Here is a 20,654-nt window from a genome sequence, read left to right as displayed (position 1 = left end):
TGGGTAATAAAATGAAGATACTCCTGTGTAATGTGTCAAAAAAATATGAAACCAGTACCCATGATTATGTAGGGCTCTTTTATCTGGCTGGAACGCTGGAAGAAGCTGGCTTTGAACCGCTGGTTTTTCATGGCAAACCGGAAGAGCTTCTGGAACAAGTAAAAAAGAACCAACCGGATGCGGTGGGCTTTTCCTGTGATTTTGATAATGTTCAAATTATTGCGGATTTATCTAAAAAAATAAAAGCAAGCTATAATATTCCGATTGTGGTTGGTGGCTCCCAAAGCATTGGCCTGGGGCAAAAGTTTCTAGAAGATAGCCAGGCCGATTTTATATTAAGGGGCGAGGGCGAAGTGTCGCTACCGCTACTGTTAAAGGCCGTGTTAAAAGAAGACGGCGATTTAAGTGAGATCAAGGGGCTGGTGATGATTAAAGATGGGATTTTTAGAGAAACCCCGCCGGTAATCATTGAAGACCTTGATGCCCTACCACTGCCTGCCTATCACGCATCCTTGCATACCGATCACGCCTACGGCAAACTGATTTTTACCGGCCGCGGCTGTCCTTATCAATGCGCCTATTGTGCGCCCAGTCCGGGCAAGCAAAAGGTCCGGTTGCGAAGCATCCCGCTGGTACTGGAAGAAATTAAACTAAATTTAAAAAACAATCCGGATTTGCATTATATTATTATTATGGATGACACCTTTACCCTCAACCGCGAGCGAATCGAAGCATTCTGCCAGGGTATGAAGGAAATCAGAAAAGAACACGATCTGGTCTGGTATTGCGAATGTCATGTGGGACGAATCAAAGACTGGATGGATGTTCTACCGACGATGATCGAGGCCGGGCTGATCCGCTTGCAGATCGGCATTGAGTCGGGCGATCAGAAGGTTATTGACCAGTACAACAAGCATGTCCAGATTGATGACATCATTGAGTTTGTATCCTACGCCGCTGACTGCGGCCTGACCCAGATTGCCACCAATTTTATCGTCGGCGGTCCGGAGGAAACACCTGGGGCAACCGCGGCTCTGATCGAAACGCTGATGGATCGAGCTCCGGGAGTTATTGATATCATCACCGGCTTTTTAAGAGCTTATCCCGGTACCGAGATATTAAATAATCCCGAAAAATTCAATTTGCAGCTGCATGATCAGTCCGGCCGGTTGTCCGGCGACGACTACCCCTTTGTCACACCCCGGGGAAAAAGTCAGGATCAGGTGATGAAAAACCGACAGGAACTCAATAAGGTGATTCGCCAAAGCATGCAAGATAAAATCAAAAATCATGAATTAAAACAGCAGGCGGTGATGAAACAGTTTAAAGCCGCCCTGAATTATGGCATCCGCAGCCGCTGGTTTGAGGAAATTTCTGCCAATCCCAGAGCCTATGAATATTATTATGTGCTTTATTTAAACGAGGGACAGGCATTTGAGGAATCACTCAATTTTTCCAGCGATTATCCCCAGCGTACCTTTGAAATATGGCGCACGATGACCTTTACCGAAGGGTTCCCAAAACTGGATGGCATGGCGCTTTCACCGCTGGAGTATGAGCTGCTGCTGCGCTGTGCTGGAAAAAGAAGCCTGGCTGAGATCGAAGCCGAATTGTTTGCAATATTTGGCGATCCTTATAAGAACCAGGCGGAGTTCCATGAAAAATTAGTTGATATTTTATATCAATTTAATTTTAAATATTGGCTTACACATTTTGTGATTTAGTCAAAATACTTTTTAGAAGGAGAAAAACATGAGTATTGATGGTGCAAAGGCATTGGCCGCAAAAGTATTAACCGATGAGGCATTGGCAAAACAACTTGATGGTGCTAAAACTGAAGCAGAATTTGATGCAGTTGTTGCAAAATTAGGTTACAGCTGTACAGCAGCTGAATTTGATGCTGCTTTTAAAGAAGCACAGGAAAAACAACCAATCAGTGATGATCAATTAGATCAGGCTGCTGGTGGATTAAGTATTGTTGGCGTAGATTATGCATTTACAGCAACACAAACAGCTCGAGCTTAATAAGCGAAGAAGGGGATTTTCCCCTTCGAAGTGCTGACTAGGATGGCTACAGTCAGCAGTTCAAAGGGGGATAGAGACATGGAACTATTATTGATCAAATCGCACCGCTATGTCAGCGGTTATATTCCTGGCAGTAATCTGGGAATGAATATATTGACCCAATTATTAACAAAAAAAGGCTATCAAGTCGAAATGTTTCAAGGCTACGCCAAGGAAGCTCTGGATTATGTTATCGCTTTGATGGAAACAGAAAATAAACCCCGAATCATCGGTTTCTACTGTGATTTTAACAATGTGCATTGGGTAAAAACCTTTGCCCAGGAAGTAAAAAAACGCTATCCCGAAGCGACTTTGCTGGCGGGCGGGCCACAAACTTCCGGAATGGACGCCGAATTTTTAAAAGAAACGGCAATTGAGGCGGCCTGTATTGGCGAGGGCGAAGAAACCATGCTGGAGCTGATGGAGTATTTCATTAAAAAAAAGGGTGCGCTCGAATTGATTCAGGGGATTATCTATTTGGATCAAAACGGAAGCCTGGTGGAAACGCCGTCACGAAAACCCCCGGAAGATTTAGATGATATTCCCTGGCCAGACATTACCCTGACCAATGATTATAAACATTACGGACTGCTCCCAATCTTAACCGGCCGGGGCTGTCCTTTTGGTTGTACCTTCTGCTACGAAGGAGCTAATGCTAAACGGGTTCGCCGGCACTCGGTTCCTTCCCTGATAACTGAAATCCGGGAGAATTTCAAGCGAAATCCGGCCATCAATTATATCAATTTTCTCGATGATACCTTTACACTGGATCATACACGGGTCAACCAGATTTGTCAGGAAATCAAAGAAATTCGCAAAGACTATGATTTTGTCTGGTTTGCCAGTGCCCATATTTCGACCATTGACAAGCACCGGGAGATGGCCAAAAATATGGCTGATGCGGGGCTTAAGAAAATCTTTTTTGGTCTGGAATCGGGAAGTGATCAGGTTCTCAAAAGCTATAATAAAAAAATAACTCGAAAAATGGTTGTCGATGTCATTGATCATTGCGTTGAGTCGGGGATTCATGGGATTTCTGGTAATATTATTATTGGCGGCCCCCATGAAAGCAGGGAAACCATCAAAGAATCTGAAGATTTGATTATGGAACTGCTTTATCGGGCGCCGGGTCAGTTTGAAACCGCCTATTTTTCATTTCTGCCTTATCCCAAAACCCCGATAACCCTTAATCCGGAAAAATTCGGGATGACCATCTATGACGATCTGATTGATTGCTGCAATGAGGACATTCCCCTTTCCCGAACCAAAGAACTGGATTTTACCGATCTGATCAATGTTCGCTTGCAGGCCAACAAACGACTCCAGAATGAAATGCGCAAAATTTATTTTGATGGAAAGATTCCCGAAGCGGTGATTCTCGATTCCTATCGATTGGGTCGACAATACGGGGTGTTTACCCGTTGGAATGATTATGTCTATAAGAATATTCCGATTGATGATGCCTACTGGAAAATGAGAGCCTCGGGTGAGTATCTGATTAATGATCAATTAGGAAGCAATGATGAGGCGGTGATTGTCCACCGGACTTTTGAATTGTGGCTTTACACCGATGTCAGTGGCCAAAAACCACAAATATTTGATAAAGAAGTAGATGAAATCGACTATACCCTGCTTAAATTATGTAATGGCAAGCTTTCCAAAAAAGAAGTTCTGCAACAGGGAAAAATGAAACTGGATCCCCAGGGAGAAAATGCTGGTTTCTATCAGCAGGCACAACAATCCCTGAATAAAATGGAGGGGAATAAGTGGATTTTATACCGAAAACCCTAACTGAGAAACCCCAAGTTCTATTGGTCTACACCCAACGGATGATCCGCGGACGAACTTTCGAAATGATCGAAAATCTGGGGATCTTGACTCTGGCGGCGCAACTCAATGCCAATGGCTATGATGCAAAAGCTTATACTGGCATTACTACCGACGCGGTAAAAACGATCGAGAAAATGAAAGACCGCCTGTTTGCGGTCTGTTTTTACTGTGATTTTGATAATCATTCAGCGGTGGCGGCCATCATCACCTATTTAAAAAAGCGTTATGATTTTTATGTGATTGTGGGTGGCCCCCAGACCCTCCATATGACTGAAGACGATCTGGAAATTTATCAGGCTGACGGCATTTTAAAAGGCGAAGGCGAAGAAAGCCTTTTAACTTGGTTAAATGCCAAAATCAGAGGCGAAGCGGTGCTTGTTCCCGGAGAAATCCGACCCGCTCAAAAGGCTGATTACGTCTACCTGGAGGACTTCTCAAAATACGAATTTCCCCGTAATGAAGATGTCCTTGATTATCAGGAACGTCCACTGTTGTCAGTGATTACCGCCAGGGGCTGTCCCTACCGGTGTGCCTTCTGTTTTGAGGGCGGAAATTCCAAAAATTTGAGGATGCGAACTGCGGAAGCGGTACTGGCTGAAATAGCAGCGCGTTTAAAAAATAGTCAAGGCCCCCGATACCTGTTTTTTTGCGACGATACCTTTACCACCAATCCACTTAGATTAAAAAAAATCTTATCCGGTTTGAAAAAGCTCAGGGAAGAATATGATTTTGTCTGGTTTTGCGAAGGCCACCCCGGCTTTTTGGTAAAGCATCCCGAACTGATCCGCGAAATGATTGACAGTGGTATGGTGCGGATGCAGATCGGTATGGAGTCAGGGGTAGAAGAGGTACTGAAGGCCTATGGCAAGCAGGCCAGCCCTGCCGACATAAAAAGGGTGGTGGAGATTTGCTATGCCCAAGGATTACCCCAATTAACCGGGAATTATATTATCGGCGGAGCCTTTGAAAGTGCCGAAACCCTGGCCGAGACCACAAAAAAAGCACTGGAGTTATTGGATCTGGCGCCCGGAATGCTGGATCTATCGACAACCTTTATAATGCCCCTGCCTGGTACCGCGATTTACAATCATCCCGAGAAATTTGGGATTGTTCTGGAAGACCGGGAATGCCTGACTAATCTGGAGGATTTTCCGGTTAATCATACCCTAGAATTATCGCTGCCGGAAGTCTGCATGGGTCGCTCGCGATTTATCTCAGCCGTTTCTAATAAAATGAAGCAACAGTACCAACAGGGTCTGATCCCTAGAGAGCGGATTCGAACCGACTTCAACCTGGCTTTTAATTATGGGATTGCCGCCGGATATCTTAAATTTATTTATGGTAAGAACAAGATAATGGTGGACTACTATAAAAAACTGATCAACTATCAGGGTCTTCTTAAAGAATGGCAGGAACTCGCTGAGCAGGAAAAAGACACCTGGGTCATCCAGAAGATTCCCGATTTTTCGCTGCTGAATAGCAATACGCTTAACCAAATCGAAGTTGACATTCTCAGCTATTCCGGCAAGTTTACCATCAGTGAAACAGCGGTAAAACTGTCTTTATCCGCTGCGACTATCGGCGCGCTACTAAAAAGCCTGAGTGACCGGCATTTGATTTTGTTTTCGCCATTTGTTTAGGCTACGATGTAAAAAAACGGGCTGCAACCCATATAAGTTACAGAAAGCTCATGGCATTTTACTGCCTGAATTACACAAATCAAAGGAGTGGGACATGAAAAAACATCTGAGAATCCTATCCACCCTGGCTATCCTGCTTATTGGCGGCTTGCTTTGTTTTGGCTGTAGCAATACTGCTAAAGAAAGCGGTAAATTGTCAGTCGATGTGGTTTATCCATTCTCCCAGGAATACAGTGCCTCCTTCAAAAATGGCATCGAACTGGCCGCTAAGGAAATCAATGATCAGGGGGGAATCCTCAACCAAGCGATCGAAATCAATTACAATGATGATGGCAATAACACCAATACGGCCGTCGAAGTAGCCACCCGAATTGCTGAAAATCAGGGCTTTCCGATTGTCATCGGACATCGCAGTACCGATGATGTCCTAAAGGTGGCGGATATTTATAACCAGAATAACAAGCTGCTTTTTGCGCCCATTATCGCCAGTTCAAAATTGAATCTTCCTGAAAATGAGGGTGCCTATCTCTGTGCGCCATCGGATGACGCCATGGCCGATGAAATGGTCAGGAGTATGGCCGCCCAGGGAATCCAAAGGATCGTCGTTATTCATAGCGCTGGCAATACCTATGGCAAGGATTATATTCAAAAAGTTGAAGCGCATGGCCGACAAGCCGGGATCGAAATTGTCGATGCGGTTTCTTATCTGCCCAATCTTGATTATTTCCGTTATTATTTAAAAAAATGGGACAGTCTGGGTGTCCAGGCGATTGTCACCGCCTGTGTCGGAAACGATATCACAGCGCTTTATACGTATCTGGAAAAAACCGGTAATACCCGACCTGTTTTTGCCAGTTATGACGTTGAAATTCAGCCCTATATTATTCCAGCGAGCATGAAAGGCCTGACCCAGGTCACCAGTTATTTTAACAATACCGCCACAGCTGGCTCGGAAGCAGTATTTATTGAGGTCTATCAGAAAGCTTATGGTAAAAAGCCCGATTTACCGGCCGCCCAGGCCTATATGTCAATGCATCTGGCCGCCGACGCGGCGAATGCGGCTCAAAGTCTGGAAGCCCAAACGATTAAAAATGTGCTGGCAGAAAACACTTTTGAGACCGTCTACGGCAGTTTAAGCTTTGAAAAGCGGCTGATTAATGGAATTCCGGTGTTCCAGAAGATTTATCGCAATGATCAATTGGTGCCCAGGGACAATTTGACGGAGGGAGGGCAAAGCGGTGAGTAAATCTATTTTTAAAAACAAAGAGGAGAAGACCAGTAAAAAAAGCGAACATGCCGCCTTGATGACTGTCATTGGCCCGGGAAATCTATTGATTTTACTGGGAATAATTATTTTTTTAGTCTGCGTGGTTATTTATTCAATTACTGTTCCGATTAATATTACCACTACCCTCGATGCGATTGTGTCTTATGGCGAGGGAACCGTCCAGGTGGTCGTTGAAAATGAAGGGATTCTGACCCAACTTGCTGTCTCCGATGGTGATTATGTACAAAGAGGGGATCTGCTAGGGGTTGTGACCATCGAGGGATCAGCCGCACTGTTTGCTAATGGGTCAGTATTGACAGAGGACGAAAAGAGCAGGCTTAAACGGCAAACCATGATTGTTGCCATGGAAAGCGGGATGGTCTCGGGACTAAGTTTTGAGGAAGGGGCATTTATGCCTAAAAATTCGAACTTTTGTCAAATTGTTAAACGGGAAAATGAAGACACCACCGTGGTAGTTCTGGCTTACTCCAGCTATGAAGATGCCGTTAACGTTAAGCAAGGCGATTATGTCTTTGTTGCGGTGGAATCGGCATCTACAGATCAATTCGGATATTTAAGAGGGGTGGTTCGAAGTATCCAGCGCAGTAGCATTGCTTCGGAATCCGCCAATCCGATCGAGATGCAGATTATTATTGATCCCAAGTTAGATAATCAAGGAAATTATATCTGGACCAAAGAGAACAATGGTTTTAGTGGTGAAATCACTGCCGGTACCGCTGCCAGCGCAACCATTTTTACGGATCGCTTATATCTCATTGATCTGATTATCTCCTAGAAAGGCGGCCAGACGGATGACGAAATCAGAAACCGAGAAAAGTCGAGATGAGAGAGAAAAACGGCCCAAATTAGCCAGGGTACCGGTGGTTTTGCAAATGGAAGCGGTGGAGTGCGGGGTCGCCTCGCTGTCGATGATTTTAGCCTATTATGGCCGCTATGAAACCCTCGAGACGCTCCGGATTGATTGCGGGGTCTCCCGGGATGGTGTAAAAGCCGGAAATATTGCCAGAACCGCCAGACTTTACGGCTTAGTTTCCCAGGGTTTTGTTTGTACGGTGGATAAGTTAAAAGAAATGCAAATGCCAGTAATCATCCACTGGGATTTTAGTCACTTTGTTGTTCTTGAAGGTTTTAAGAACGATAAGGTTTATTTGTGCGACCCAGCATCAGGAAAACGGGTAATTACCACAGAAGAACTGGGACAGATGTTTACCGGGGTGGTGATTGAGTCCCGGCCGGGACCTGAGTTTAAAAAAGCCGGAGAAAAGCCTGATGTCTGGAAGGCACTGTTTAAACGCCTTTCCCAAACCGGGATTTCACCTTTGCTTTATGCCCTGGTGTTGGGGGTGCTGTTAGTTATTCCTGGTCTGATTATTGCCAATTATGCAAAAATATTTGTCGATTATTACCTTGATAACACCGAAAAATTTGATATTCTGATTTTTGTTTTTATCCTATTAAATACGGTGGTACTCCAGGCGATTCTCAACTGGCTCAAGGAGAACGCCCTGGTGCGGATGGAGAACTACATTGCCATTGACAGCGCGGGTACCTATCTTCGACACGTCCTCCGACTACCGGTGGAGTTTTTTAATCAGCGCCAATCCGGGGATATCAACAGCCGGATGCAAAGCATCAATACGGTGGCAACGGCACTGTCTTCCAATCTGGCACGAATTCTGGTTAATCTGGTCACAGCTTTTTTGTATCTGATCCTGCTTTTTCAATATAATGTGGTATTGACCCTGATCGGCATCGTGATCACCGGGATCAACATCTTTCTGCTGCAATATACCGCTAAAAAAAATGCTGACAACAACCGGGTACTGCTCCAGTATCAGGGCAAATCGATCGGCTGGATCATGGTCAACCTAAAATCGATCGAAACCATTAAATCGATTGGGGAGGAAGACAATTTCTTTACCCGGATCGCCGGACTCAGCGCCGAAACCCTGGCGGTAGAACAGCGGATGGGTCGGATGGAAGCGGTTATATCGGTTTTGCCGACCCTGCTGACTTCGATCTTAACAGCCTTGATCTTTACCATCGGCAGCGAGTATGTGTTGATGGGAGCGATGACCATCGGTACCTTTGTGGCCTTTAACACCCTGATGACCGGTTTTATCCAGCCAATGAGTGAGCTAGTCAGCACCAGTGCCGCCTTACAGGGGATGATTGCCGATATTGCGCGTCTCGATGATGTTGAAAAATATCCCGAAGATATCGCCCTGGAATCAGAAAAGCTGTCACTTGATGGCTTTGACTGCGATCAATTAGCAGGTGAGATCGAGATTAGGGATCTGACCTTTGGTTATAACCGACTCTCAGACCCGATTATCGAAGGCTTGAACCTGACCCTTCGGGCGGGAGGATCGATTGCCCTGGTCGGTTCATCAGGAAGCGGCAAATCGACGATAGCCAAAATGATTACCACCCTGTATCAGCCCTGGAGCGGTGAAATACGGATTGATGGCACGGATATTAAAGCGATTCCAGCCGAGCTGCGGGTCAATACGATGAGCTCGGTGGATCAGGAAATCGTGATGTATTCAGCTTCGGTGCTGGATAACATTACCATGTGGGATGAAACCATTGCGGTCGAGGATGTCATTCAGGCCACCAAAGACGCCTGCATTTATGAGGATATTCTGGCGCTGCCCAATGCTTTTGACCATGTTTTAAGCGAAGGCGGCAAAAACCTAAGCGGCGGCCAGCGGCAACGCCTGGAAATCGCCCGAGCCTTATGCAAGAATCCCCGGATCCTGGTCATGGATGAGGCCACTAGTGCTTTGGATACGGCCACCGAGGCCGAGGTCAGTGAAAACATCAAAAAAAGAGGCATCAGCACCATTCTGGTGGCCCACCGCTTATCGACGATCCGGGATTGCGATGAGATCATCGTGTTAAGTTGCGGGGTTGTCAAAGAGCGCGGCACCCATGAAGAATTGATGGCTTTAGGCGGTGAGTATGCAAGTCTGATCAGAACTGAGGGATAAGAGATGGCAAAAAAACTAGAAGAAATCCGACAGATCAACAAAAAATATGATAACAGCGCCAAAAAAGCCTTTGACAGTGTTTTGACCCCTAAAAAGGCAGCGGCATCCTTGGATGATAACCCCTTAATTGCGGCGGTTAGTAAGGTCGCCGAAGCGATGGGGATTGCCGTAAAAATCCCACCGCTGAGAAAGCTAAGCGGCGGCACGGATTGGTTTAAAATGATTGCCGATGAATCGGGATTTCGCTTTCGCCTGGTTGACTTGAAAGCAGAGTGGTATAAAAGCGATAATGGCCCGATGTTGGCCTTTACGATGGCGGGCGAGGCAGTGGCACTAATCCCCAAATCGCCCAGCCGCTATCGGTGCTTTCGTGCTGATGGGACCTTCCAGGAAGTGGATGGCCAGATGGAATTTGATCGCGCCTATGTCTTTTATCCGCCCTTGCCCAAGGAACCGGTATCTTTTTTAGCGATGGTGAAATTGGGCTTAAAACTGTTTAGGCGGCAGGATCTGATCTGGACCCTGGTGCTGGCGGTGGCGACTGCCCTGTTATCATTGCTGCCGGCAATGGCCATGCAGGAGACCTTTAATGTCTGGATTCCCCAAAACCAATCAGTAACGATTCTGGTGGTAGGGTTTATCCTAGTAGCCGTAGCCATCGGCCGAGGTTTGTTTACGATGGTTCAAAACATTTGTATTCTCCGAATTCAGGGGAAGTTGTCGATTTTGCAGAATTCACTGTTGGATAAACTACTATCGCTGCCGGCGTCATTTTTTAAACAGTATTCATCTGGAGCCCTGGCCATGCGAGCCACCGGCTTTGCGATGATTCAAAAGATTCTATCGGTTAATGTGATCACCATGATCATTAGCAGCTCTTTTTCGATTATCAATGGCTTATATATCTTTACCATTAATACCATCATGGGCTTGCTAGCTTTGGGGTTGACCGCCATTAGTGTAGTCATCACTCTGGTGATTGGAAAAATGCAAATGAAATGTCAACGCACCTCGCTAGAAATGTCTAATGATATTTCGGGGATGGTGTTTGAGCTGATCACCTCGGTTTCGCGGTTACGGGTGGCTGGGGCAGAAAGTCGCTCCTATCTGAAGTGGGTCAGAGAGTATGCCAAACAGCGAAAAGTGGAGTATAAAAGAGGCCAGCTGATGGCGCTGCTGCGGCTTGCGACCATTGCCTTGCCGACCCTTTCGATGGTTGTGATTTATTTCTATGTCAGTGAGACGAGTAGTATTTCATCAGGAGATTTTGTAGCGATTAATTCGGCTTTTATGATTTTTATATCTTCGCTGCTGGGACTGGTTCAAACTTTGATTTCGATCAATAGCGTGGTGCCGCAGTATGAAAATACCAAACCGATCATTGATGGTGTTCCAGAAGTAGATAGTTTTAAAACCACTCCGGGGAAAATTTTGGGTGATATCGAAATAAGGCACCTCTACTTTTCGTATTACGAGGGCGGGGCAACAATTCTTGACAATATTTTTATCAATATCAAACATGGCGAATATGTGGCCATTATTGGCGCCTCCGGTAGTGGCAAGTCAACCTTGCTACGGTTGCTGCTGGGCTTTGAAAAACCGACCAGTGGCAGTATTTACTGCGGCGGATTTGATCTTGAAAGTGTTGATATCCGGGAAATCAGAAAGCAAATGGGGGTAGTGCTCCAGGATAGTCAATTGATCCCGGGTGATATTTTATACAATATCGCCGGCTCAAAAAAAGAACTGACCGAAGAGGATGTCTGGGAATTGCTTAAAAAAGTGGGCATGGATGAAGAGATCCGGGAAATGCCGATGGGTCTTAAAACGATGGTGGCCGAAGGCGCCGGAACCCTGTCTGGGGGACAGCGGCAGAAGCTGCTGATTGCCAGAGCGATTGCTGCCAATCCGGCGATCATCTTTTTTGATGAAGCCACCAGTGCCCTGGATAACCGATCTCAGAAAATTGTCTCAGAAAGTATGAAAAATCTCGATGCCACCCGGATCGTCATTGCCCATCGGCTCAGTACGATCATGGATTGTGACCGGATTCTGGTGCTGGAAAAGGGCAATATTGTGGAGGAAGGCACCTATGAAGCGTTGATGAAAAAAGAAGCCTATTTTTATAAATACGCCAAAAGACAGTTAATCTAATAAACGAGGTGAACTAAAAACTAGAAGCAGCTGGCCAATCGGTGGCCAGCTGCTTCTGGTTTTATTAGGTTAGGAGACGTGTTAGCTTATTTGATTAGTATGTGATTTAGAATGCTGAGATTTAATATTTAATAAAGGTAGTTCCAGGAACCCCACAGATGACGCATTTATCTGGCTCCATTTTTTCGATATTGCCGCATAATGGGCAGAGATAATAAAAGACTTCTTCGGTTTGATCCAGATTTTCCAGGGCTTCTTGATACAGTTTGGCATGAACAGCTTCTGCTTTCATGGCAAGGGTAAAGGTTCTAATCGCTTCTTTATTTCCTTCTGCTTCGGCTTCTTTTAAGAAGTCAGGGTACATTTCAGTATATTCATGGGTCTCTCCGGCGACTGCATCTTTAAGGTTTTCTGCAGTGGTATGGATCTTTCCAGCAACTTCAAAATGCTTCAGAGCATGCAGGGTTTCGGCATCGGCTGCTGCTTGAAATAATTTAGCCGCATTGATTTTTCCGTCTGCTTTAGCTTTCTGTGAATAAGCCGTGTACTTTCTGTTTGCCTGAGACTCGCCGGCAAACGCCTCCATAAGATTGTTCAATGTTTTTGCTTCTGACATTTGTTTTCCTCCATATCAATCGTTTAATTAGGCAGTTTGATTCATCAAGATCCGGAAAAGAAAGGGGAACGATCCCGTCCTAAAGATCAAACGTCATTTTTAAATAATGATCTTTAAGTAAGAATCATTATAAATAAGATAGCATAGAAAAAACACTGTGTCAATAAAATTTAAAACAAGAAAATGGAAATTAAAAAAGCCGAAGCATTTGCTTCGGCTTCGATTATTCTTGATCGCACTCGTCAGCGGTGATTTCCTCATAAATCATCTGCATTTCCTCATCAAGTCGGGTAATCGACTCGGCACAGTATTTCAGCCGTTCGCGGAGCCCCTCAGACATATCGCTTTGCCCTTTATATTTGAGTTGATGTTCAAGACTGGCCCAGAAATCCATGGCGATGGTCCTGATTTGGATTTCAACGGGAACCGATTCGGTTCGCTCGGCCAGGAAAATCGGCACCAGGACGATCAGATGGAGGCTGCGGTAGCCATTTTTCTTCGGTTCATTGATATAATCGTTTTTTCGAACCAAGGTAATATCATCCTGTCGGACTAATAAATTGGCAATTCGGTTTATATCGTTTAAATAGTTACAAATAACCCGAACCCCAGCAATATCAGTCAAGTTTTTACGGATATTTTCAGGCGTGATTTCCAGACCTTTTTTCTGCATTTTTTCGGCGATGCTCTGAGGTGATTTTAAGCGGTATTCCATGTGATGAATCGGATTATGATCATATTTGGCCTGAAATTCTTCATCGAGGATCTCAAGCTTGGTTTTAATTTCTTTAATGGCAGCCCGGTAAATCTGCTGTTGAAGGAGAAACTCTTTTACGTTCCCGTTAATGTCCAGGTCTTCAGTAAAGGGTACTTCGGTTGAATTAATTTGCATTTAGTTTGATCACTTTTAATCAACTAAGAGTAAAAGTGCCTTTCTATAATTAATCGTGTCTATCAGTAAACTGTAAGTCGGGAAACGTTGCAATATAATGCGGGCTGGGAGAGATCGGCCTTCATTAATACTGCAACAAAGTTGAATCCATCAGATGGATACAGTTGATACTAAATAAAGTCTATAATTTATTATTATACATCAAAAACCTTAGGTGCGTTTTAAAGCATGGGTTGTTTTTACAAAAATTAATGACTAAAGCAATCATGAAGTAGGTCAACGTTTAAAACTGAAGAGGTTTACAATGATATCTGATGACTAGAATGAATGATTTTAAAATAAGTGGGTATGATAATACATAGAATACGAAAGGAAGTGGACTTATGGGAATTTTAACTTGGATCATACTTGGAGGTTTAGCCGGTTGGCTGGCCAGCATGCTGACTAAAAATAATGAAAAGATGGGACTTATCAAAAACATTGTGGTCGGGATTCTGGGAGCAATGATTGGTGGTTTTGTATTTAGCTTTTTCGGAGCAGCAGGTGTAACCGGATTTAATTTATGGAGTATTTTCGTTGCCTGTGTGGGGGCGGTAATCCTGCTAGTAATTATTAATTTGTTTACAAGATAATAAGTTTGATCAGGAGTACATCGTTTAACTGGCGAGGAAAGAGAAATTTTATCTCTTTCCTCGCTTTTTGCGAGCAAACAGGCTGCTAATTAAATCAATGATCTGCCTGTTTTTTTTCGTTCTTTATTGAATAGAGTTTCCGGTCTGCCTCGATGATGACCCTCTCAAGGGTTACCTCGCTGCGCATCTGGTATATTCCAAAACTGGCAGAGATGTGGATTCGGTACCGGCGCGCCAAATCATATTGGGGGACGACTCTACAATGATTCGGTACTGTTCATTATCCAGTTTCATGGAAATACCTCCAGAAAATTTGAGTATTAACGGTTTATGGTTAATACTTATTATAGCCTGAGATGGGTATCCGTGCAGTAAATTTTTGATTAACAAGGATTAATAAAGGAATCAAAGTAGGGTATTAATAAAACGATTTGATATTTGTTCAGTTGGCAAGGTGTTTAGTGCTGCCCTAATATAGACACTTTGTGAAGCTGGAAACAGGTTAAAATTAATAAGGAAAGGATGAAGAGAATGTTAAAAAAACGATTTACAGTTGTTATCCTCAGTTTGTTGTTGATTCTTATCCCCTTATCGGGATGCACCACCACCTCTTCCCAGAGTCAGAACCAGAAGCAGAACCAGAACCAGAAGGAGAACCAGAGTTATGAAAAAACCATTGCTAGGGCTCGGACTGAAATTTGGAAGGAGGTTATCGGAAGGGGGGCGTCCAGTGCCACCATTGCGATCATGGATAATGGCAAAATTGTTTATGAAGAGGGTTTTGCGATGGCCAATCGTTTAGATGCGATAACCGTGGATCCCAGTACTCAGTACAATATTGGTTCAGTCAGTAAAGTATTCACAGCAGCTGCCATCATGCAACTGGTGGAAGAAGGCACGCTTGAGCTGGACAAGCCAGTGGTGGACTATCTACCGGACTTTACCATGCAAGATAGCCGTTATCAGGATATCACGGTACGGATGCTACTCAATCATTCATCAGGACTGCCGGGGACCTTTATGCCAAATGGCTTTGCAACAGCCAAAGATGCGGACTTTCTAGCAAACTTTATGGACTATCTGGCTAACAGCACGTTAAAGGATGATCCCGGGGTGGTCAGCGTTTACTGTAACGATGGCTTTACCCTGGCCGAGGTGCTGATTGAGGAAATATCCGGGCAGAGCTATTCAGACTACATGGACAAAAATATTTTTACAGTAGCAGGTATGCGTGATAGCAGCTGTTCGTTTGCGGAAGGAAATGCAAACATCGCCTTACAATATAGTAATGACGACGGTCTGGCGCTACCGTCAGAAATCATCAATCTGATGGGAACCGGTGGGATCTCCTCGACCTCGGCAGATTTATGTCGCTTTGGCAACGCCTTGTTGAGCGATAAACTGATGACCGCCGAATCCTTTGCCGAGTACATCAGCCCCCAATATGCTAAAGAAACAGTACCATCGGGAACGCCGATAACTAACTATGGATTGGGTTGGGATATGGTCGATGTTGCCAGCTTTGCCGAAGAGGGTGTTCATGTGATCAGTAAAAACGGAGGAACCCTCCAGTTCAATTCCCAGCTTTACGTGATTCCCGAAGAGAATATTTCGATTGCCCTGATTTTTTCCGGAATAGCTGATGTAACTGGCGTTGCCAAGAGCATTACTCAGACGATGCTAGAAGAAAAAGGCGTCGTTCAGGCAGAAGCAAGCAAAGACATAAAGGCCACATCGGCACCACCGATTCCCAGTGAAATCTTAGGCTTTGCCGGATATTATGGAAGCAGTGGCAGTACGATTAAAATCGAGTTTAATCTCGAAAACAATACCCTCGATTATCAGCAATTCGATGGCAAATCCTTTGTTACAGCCGTAAGCTATCCCCATATTGGCGATGGATACTTTGATATGCAAAATGATTATTGGTTGTCATTCTCAGAAAGCTTTGGGAAAAAACTGATGCTTCAGTCCCTGAGTAATGCGGACTACTCGATTGTTATCGCGGAAGACATTACCGCTAACAACCCGGTCAATACCAGCCGTTTTGAAGGCAAGGCCTGGATTCCGGTGAGCCTTAGTGCCATTGATCTATATGCGTTTTCCGTAACTACCGGCGGCTTGCCAGAACTTCCCGGCTATATTTACTACGGTAGTGATGGCAGCTATACGCCCTATCCGTTAAAGGATGAAAATACCGGCTTCATGAATCTAGCCTATGCCCGTGATCTGGTTGAGCCAAGTATTAAAGAAGAAAACGGCAAAACAACGATGACGGCGATGGGTTATACGTTGATGGAAGTGGCAGCAGTCCCAAGTCTTCAGAATGGAGAAAAAATCACTAGCGCGGGTGTTGGCGAAAATACCATCAGAAAACTCGACGCTGATGGCAGCTTTGAAATAACCCTACCAGAGGGTGGTCGGGTCGTGATTTATGATTCAGCTTTGACAGTCGCCTACGACACCATGTATGCGGCTATTGAAGATGTTCCGGTGACGGCCGGATCCTATGTGATGTTTATTGGCAATGAAGGAGACCAATTCCCTTATCAGTATCGCTTTTAAAGAATAAAATAAAGTAAGGCTCAAAATAAATATTTTGGGTCTTATTTTTAGGCGTGAAATGGGTTACAATAAATCTAAACGATCAATTCACAAGGATCGGGTCAAAACCCGCAAATGAGTAATCCTAGGGGTTGATTTTTACAAGGGGCGTTCAAATAAAAATCGAGAGGGGATTTGTCGTGAAAAAGATTACAAAGTTGCTAGGTCTGATTCTTGCCATCATGTTTACGTCTGGTTGTACAGTCAGTAATAATGAAGTGAAAGAATCGAGTCAATGGGAGACCATCTACGATGCCTATGTCTATGCGTTCCCGTTGGTACTGGTGAATGCCACCATGGAAAAAATGACCAATACCGTCGAGGCAACGACGACTCAGGCACCGGTCAATCAGCTGTTTCACAGTCGTAATTTGGCCAATGCCAGTGCCAAAGATGTCGTTACTATCAATACGGATACCCTATATTCTCAGGCATTTTTAGATCTTTCAGATACGGCGATGGTTTTTATAATGCCAAAAACGGATCGGTTTTGTTCGGGAGAGCTAATGGATGCCTATACCAATGCCGTGAAAATTACTGGCTCTGGTAGCGATAACCCCGATCAGACAGCTTTTCTGATCACTGGTCCCGATTACAGTGGCGAAATTCCAGAGGCCCTGACCCAGGTAGCGATGCCAACAAATATGACCTGGATTCTGTGTCGGGTACTCAGCTATGGCCAAGCAGATTTAGAAAATGTTTATGCCATTCAAAATAACATCCAACTGCTGCCATTAGAAAATTATTTGTCGGGACAAGCCGATGTCCCCGCCAAAGGTACTTATGACGAAAGCAATAACTTTATTCCGATCGAACATGTTTTACAAATGACGCCGGCAGCGTTTTTTAATACCGCCAATCAGTTAATGGTTACGAATCCATCGGCTAGTGCTGATCAGCCGCTGATTGAAAAGATCAGTACAGTAGGGGTGGGGCCAGGTCTAGCGTTTGATGACACCATCCTGGGAGAGGCCAAAGAAGATGATTGGAGTAAAATGATCGATGCCTTGCCGACAACCCTTTTTAGCGCATCCCAGGATTTTCTTATCCAGATGAATAATTGGCGGTTCTTTGGTGAACCAGTGGCTGAATTTGCAACGGAATATGATTATCGTGCCCTGATTGCCTTAAATGGATTGGCCGCTAATCCGGTTTCAGTGGCCATATACCCCAATACCAATTCTGACAGTAGTGGTCAAACCTTTGATGGTAGCAACAACTATGTCATTCATTTTGACAAAGACCAGTTACCGCCCACTAACGAGTTGGGATTCTGGTCAATTACAGCCTATGACAGCGATAATTTCCTGATTGATAATCCCCTTAACCGCTATAGTATTAACGACCGGAGTGCGGTTGTTTATAATCCCGATGGTTCACTGGATCTGCTGCTGCAAACCGAGGCGCCAGCAGACGCTGCCTTAGCAAATAACTGGCTGCCAATTTCGGCCGATAATTTCCATTTGTATCTCCGCATCTATCTCCCTCAGGAGACAGTCCTCGAGGGAAGCTGGCAACCGCCAACAATTAAAAAGGCAGAATAAAAAAGCGGGTAGTTGGTGTGCGCTTTGGATAACGTCAGTTTTAGGCATTTGTATAATCACCTTTTTTATGGTTCAATCCAATACCACACATTATTTATACTATGCTAATCTGGAGGTGGATACGGAACTTGGATTTAGTGTTTTGGTAACCCAAAAGGGTTTATGGTATAAGATTCAGGTTGCCGCCCTTTATTTTGCAATGGGATACGCAATGGTGGTTCTGATCAATCGGTTACTCAAAACCCGGGGGGTATCGCGAAGGCGAGTTGGTCTGGTTTTGGCAGGAATGGCGATACCAGTGATTACGAGTACGATTTATTTGATAAAATCTAAGCCCGCACACGCGTGACTTCAGTCGTGGGTTAGGGCGACTTACCTATCCCGAAATATCTTTAAAAGGGCTTAAACAGCCGTTTTTTTAATGACGTATATTATCACATGCGTTATAATTAAGTATAACAATAAGGACGGTGTAATCGTGATAGAAAAACATGGAAGAGGATACATATATAGTATCCAATATCATATTGTATGGTGTACCAAATATCGAAAGAAGGTGCTAAAGGATGGTGTGATTGAAACACTGAGGCAGTCGTTAAATAAAATCGCCATGGACAATAAGTTTACCATCCTTGAACTGTCGATTCCGACTGATTATGTGCATATCCTGATCGACTGCTCGCCCCAACACTATATCCCGGATATCATCAAAGCTTTGAAGGGCGTATCCGCCCGACACCTCTTTAAAGCACATCCGGAAATAAAACAGCAGCTCTGGGATGGGGCTTTGTGGAATCCATCTTATTATGTCGGCACCGTCAGTGATACAACTGGCGAGCAGATCAAACGCTACATTCAGAATCAGAAAATGGAGTAAAGTCAATGAACAGGAAGCGATCATTAACCATCAAAGAAAAGAATAAGCTTCTGGCTGCCGAGGGCAAGCGCCTGCGGTGCTTTGGTATGACCTTCCGGATCCTGCCCACACTGGAACAGATTGCTCAGATTAATCAGACCCTGGGCTGTCACCGGCTGATCTTTAATAGCTATCTGGCAAGCCGGATTGAAGCCTATCAAACCAATCAGACGACGCTATCCGTGGCCGCCTTTAAAAAGGATCGACTGAATGCGTTGAAGGACGAAAAACCCTATCTGAAAGCGGTGGACAAGTTTTCTCTGGAAACGGCCTGTGAACAGGTTCAGGCCGCCTATGACCGCTTTTTTGCCAAGCGGGGTGGTTTCCCGAAGTTTAAGAAAAAGCACAGTTCCAAACAAACCTACACGACCATATATACCAATGGCAATATTGCCGTCACGCCGGAGGCAATCAAGCTGCCGAAGCTGGGTCTGGTAGCCCTGTTTCCGAAGAAAACCAACCGGAAGCGGCTCCAGTCCCTGCTTGACGGCACCCTTAAAATCCAGGCCGCCACCATCACCCGGACGGCCACCGGTTACACGGTATCGCTGTCCGTTCAGGAAGTGGTCGCCATTTCCCAGCCGGTGGATCTGACCGCGGACTATCGCTGTGTCGGGATTGATCTGGGCCTGAAGACCTTTGCGGTTGTCTATGATGGCAAAGACTTTGCCGACTATTCCCATGGTGCCTATATCAAACAGGCTGAAAAGAAACTGGCCAAACTGCAGCAGCAGCTGGCCCGTTGTCAAAAGGGATCCAAAAACTATGACAAGCAACGCACGAAGGTGGCCAAACGCCATGAACACATTGCCAACCAGCGAAAAGACTTTCATCACAAGCTGTCAACGACAATCGCCAACGAAAACCAGGTGGTGGTTGTGGAAGACCTGAACATCCGCGGGATGGTAAAAAATCATAAGCTGGCCAAAGCCATCAGCAATGCCGGGTGGCGGCAGTTCATCACCTTCCTGGCCTACAAACTGGACTGGCGGGGTGGACGGCTTGTCAAAGTCAACCGCTTTTTCGCATCCTCCAGGCTGTGTTCTGCCTGTGGCCATCAATATGTGGCGCTGACCCTGGACGAACGCCACTGGGCCTGCAGTCACTGTGGGACAGTTCATGACCGGGATCACAATGCCAGCGTCAATATCCGTAACGAAGGGCTGCGGTTGCTGGCCGTTTAATCCTGCAAGTAATAAGCAACACCAATAAACTCACTGCCGGTCGAACGCCGGTGGATGCCTGGGTATGGTTTTAGGCTGTCGCCTTCGGGGGATGGGAGTTTTCCATACTGTGCGGTTGTACTGCCGGATCTCTTGCGATCAATCAGTATAATCGGTGCTGGAGACGACCTAAGACGGCGCATCCGTGCGTGACTGATCACTTTACTTGGCAATCCGCAGTTGTCCATGAAGCAGGAAAAAGTCTAAGGGCCGACAGGCCCTAATCGAATCCCGTGACTTCAGTCATGGGTAGTTCAA

General features: G+C 45.2%; 16 protein-coding genes. 14 read left to right on the top strand and 2 right to left on the bottom strand.

What is annotated here, in order from left to right; genetic code table 11:
* The first annotated feature begins 11 nt into the window (after window positions 1-11).
* The 8 genes from QZ998_RS03660 to QZ998_RS03625 all read left to right on the top strand — a co-directional run bounded on the left by QZ998_RS03660 (window position 12) and on the right by QZ998_RS03625 (window position 11,969).
* Complete coding sequence (locus tag QZ998_RS03660; RefSeq protein WP_296558107.1) at window positions 12-1,724, top strand: radical SAM protein; 1,713 nt, start codon at window positions 12-14, stop codon at window positions 1,722-1,724.
* Between the two features lie 28 nt (window positions 1,725-1,752).
* Window positions 1,753-2,025, top strand: coding sequence for a Nif11-like leader peptide family natural product precursor (locus QZ998_RS03655; protein WP_296558103.1), 273 nt, complete (start codon window positions 1,753-1,755; stop codon window positions 2,023-2,025).
* A gap of 78 nt (window positions 2,026-2,103) precedes the next feature.
* Window positions 2,104-3,855 (top strand): radical SAM protein, encoded by a 1,752-nt coding sequence (locus QZ998_RS03650; protein WP_296558100.1) that lies wholly within the window; start codon window positions 2,104-2,106, stop codon window positions 3,853-3,855.
* Window positions 3,831-5,534, top strand: coding sequence for a radical SAM protein (locus QZ998_RS03645; RefSeq protein ID WP_296558098.1), 1,704 nt, complete (start codon window positions 3,831-3,833; stop codon window positions 5,532-5,534). Before QZ998_RS03650 ends, QZ998_RS03645 begins: the two co-directional genes overlap by 25 nt.
* A gap of 94 nt (window positions 5,535-5,628) precedes the next feature.
* Window positions 5,629-6,780, top strand: coding sequence for an ABC transporter substrate-binding protein (locus QZ998_RS03640; protein WP_296558096.1), 1,152 nt, complete (start codon window positions 5,629-5,631; stop codon window positions 6,778-6,780).
* A complete protein-coding gene (locus tag QZ998_RS03635) occupies window positions 6,773-7,597 on the top strand; it encodes a hypothetical protein (RefSeq protein WP_296558095.1) in 825 nt (274 codons plus the stop codon). Before QZ998_RS03640 ends, QZ998_RS03635 begins: the two co-directional genes overlap by 8 nt.
* A 16-nt stretch (window positions 7,598-7,613) precedes the next feature.
* Window positions 7,614-9,815: an NHLP family bacteriocin export ABC transporter peptidase/permease/ATPase subunit gene (locus tag QZ998_RS03630; RefSeq protein ID WP_296558092.1), complete on the top strand. Its 2,202-nt coding sequence runs from the start codon at window positions 7,614-7,616 to the stop codon at window positions 9,813-9,815.
* Window positions 9,816-9,818: 3 nt separating this feature from the next.
* On the top strand, window positions 9,819-11,969 hold the full coding sequence (locus QZ998_RS03625; RefSeq protein WP_296558089.1) for an NHLP bacteriocin export ABC transporter permease/ATPase subunit: 2,151 nt from the start codon (window positions 9,819-9,821) through the stop codon (window positions 11,967-11,969).
* 121 nt (window positions 11,970-12,090) lie between these two features.
* Here QZ998_RS03625 and QZ998_RS03620 read toward each other — a convergent pair whose 3' ends face one another.
* Together QZ998_RS03620 and QZ998_RS03615 are read right to left on the bottom strand one after the other, a co-directional pair.
* Window positions 12,091-12,585 (bottom strand): ferritin family protein, encoded by a 495-nt coding sequence (locus tag QZ998_RS03620; RefSeq protein WP_296558088.1) that lies wholly within the window; start codon window positions 12,583-12,585, stop codon window positions 12,091-12,093.
* Between the two features lie 223 nt (window positions 12,586-12,808).
* The gene (locus tag QZ998_RS03615; RefSeq protein WP_296558087.1) at window positions 12,809-13,477 is read right to left on the bottom strand and encodes a GTP pyrophosphokinase family protein; all 669 of its coding nucleotides are present in this window, start codon (window positions 13,475-13,477) and stop codon (window positions 12,809-12,811) included.
* A gap of 383 nt (window positions 13,478-13,860) precedes the next feature.
* Between QZ998_RS03615 and QZ998_RS03610 the strand changes: the two genes are divergently transcribed.
* The 6 genes from QZ998_RS03610 to QZ998_RS03585 all read left to right on the top strand — a co-directional run bounded on the left by QZ998_RS03610 (window position 13,861) and on the right by QZ998_RS03585 (window position 20,357).
* A complete protein-coding gene (locus QZ998_RS03610) occupies window positions 13,861-14,109 on the top strand; it encodes a GlsB/YeaQ/YmgE family stress response membrane protein (protein ID WP_296558086.1) in 249 nt (82 codons plus the stop codon).
* Between the two features lie 531 nt (window positions 14,110-14,640).
* Window positions 14,641-16,674 carry a serine hydrolase domain-containing protein gene (locus QZ998_RS03605; RefSeq protein ID WP_296558084.1) on the top strand — a complete coding sequence of 678 codons (2,034 nt, stop codon included), beginning with the start codon at window positions 14,641-14,643 and terminating at the stop codon, window positions 16,672-16,674.
* 179 nt (window positions 16,675-16,853) lie between these two features.
* The gene (locus QZ998_RS03600; protein WP_296558082.1) at window positions 16,854-18,257 is read left to right on the top strand and encodes a DUF1254 domain-containing protein; all 1,404 of its coding nucleotides are present in this window, start codon (window positions 16,854-16,856) and stop codon (window positions 18,255-18,257) included.
* Window positions 18,142-18,606: a histidine kinase N-terminal 7TM domain-containing protein gene (locus QZ998_RS03595; protein WP_366512385.1), complete on the top strand. Its 465-nt coding sequence runs from the start codon at window positions 18,142-18,144 to the stop codon at window positions 18,604-18,606. Before QZ998_RS03600 ends, QZ998_RS03595 begins: the two co-directional genes overlap by 116 nt.
* Window positions 18,607-18,732: 126 nt before the next feature.
* Window positions 18,733-19,134, top strand: coding sequence for an IS200/IS605 family transposase (gene tnpA / locus QZ998_RS03590; RefSeq protein ID WP_296558121.1), 402 nt, complete (start codon window positions 18,733-18,735; stop codon window positions 19,132-19,134).
* Between the two features lie 5 nt (window positions 19,135-19,139).
* The gene (locus QZ998_RS03585) at window positions 19,140-20,357 is read left to right on the top strand and encodes a transposase (RefSeq protein ID WP_296558080.1); all 1,218 of its coding nucleotides are present in this window, start codon (window positions 19,140-19,142) and stop codon (window positions 20,355-20,357) included.
* Window positions 20,358-20,654 lie beyond the last annotated feature (297 nt).

It is taken from the genome of uncultured Acetobacterium sp. (genome assembly GCF_927416815.1).
In the GTDB taxonomy this organism is placed as follows: domain Bacteria; phylum Bacillota; class Clostridia; order Eubacteriales; family Eubacteriaceae; genus Acetobacterium.
Note: the sequence above shows the minus strand (reverse complement) of the source record. Positions and strands in the feature narration are given on the sequence as shown.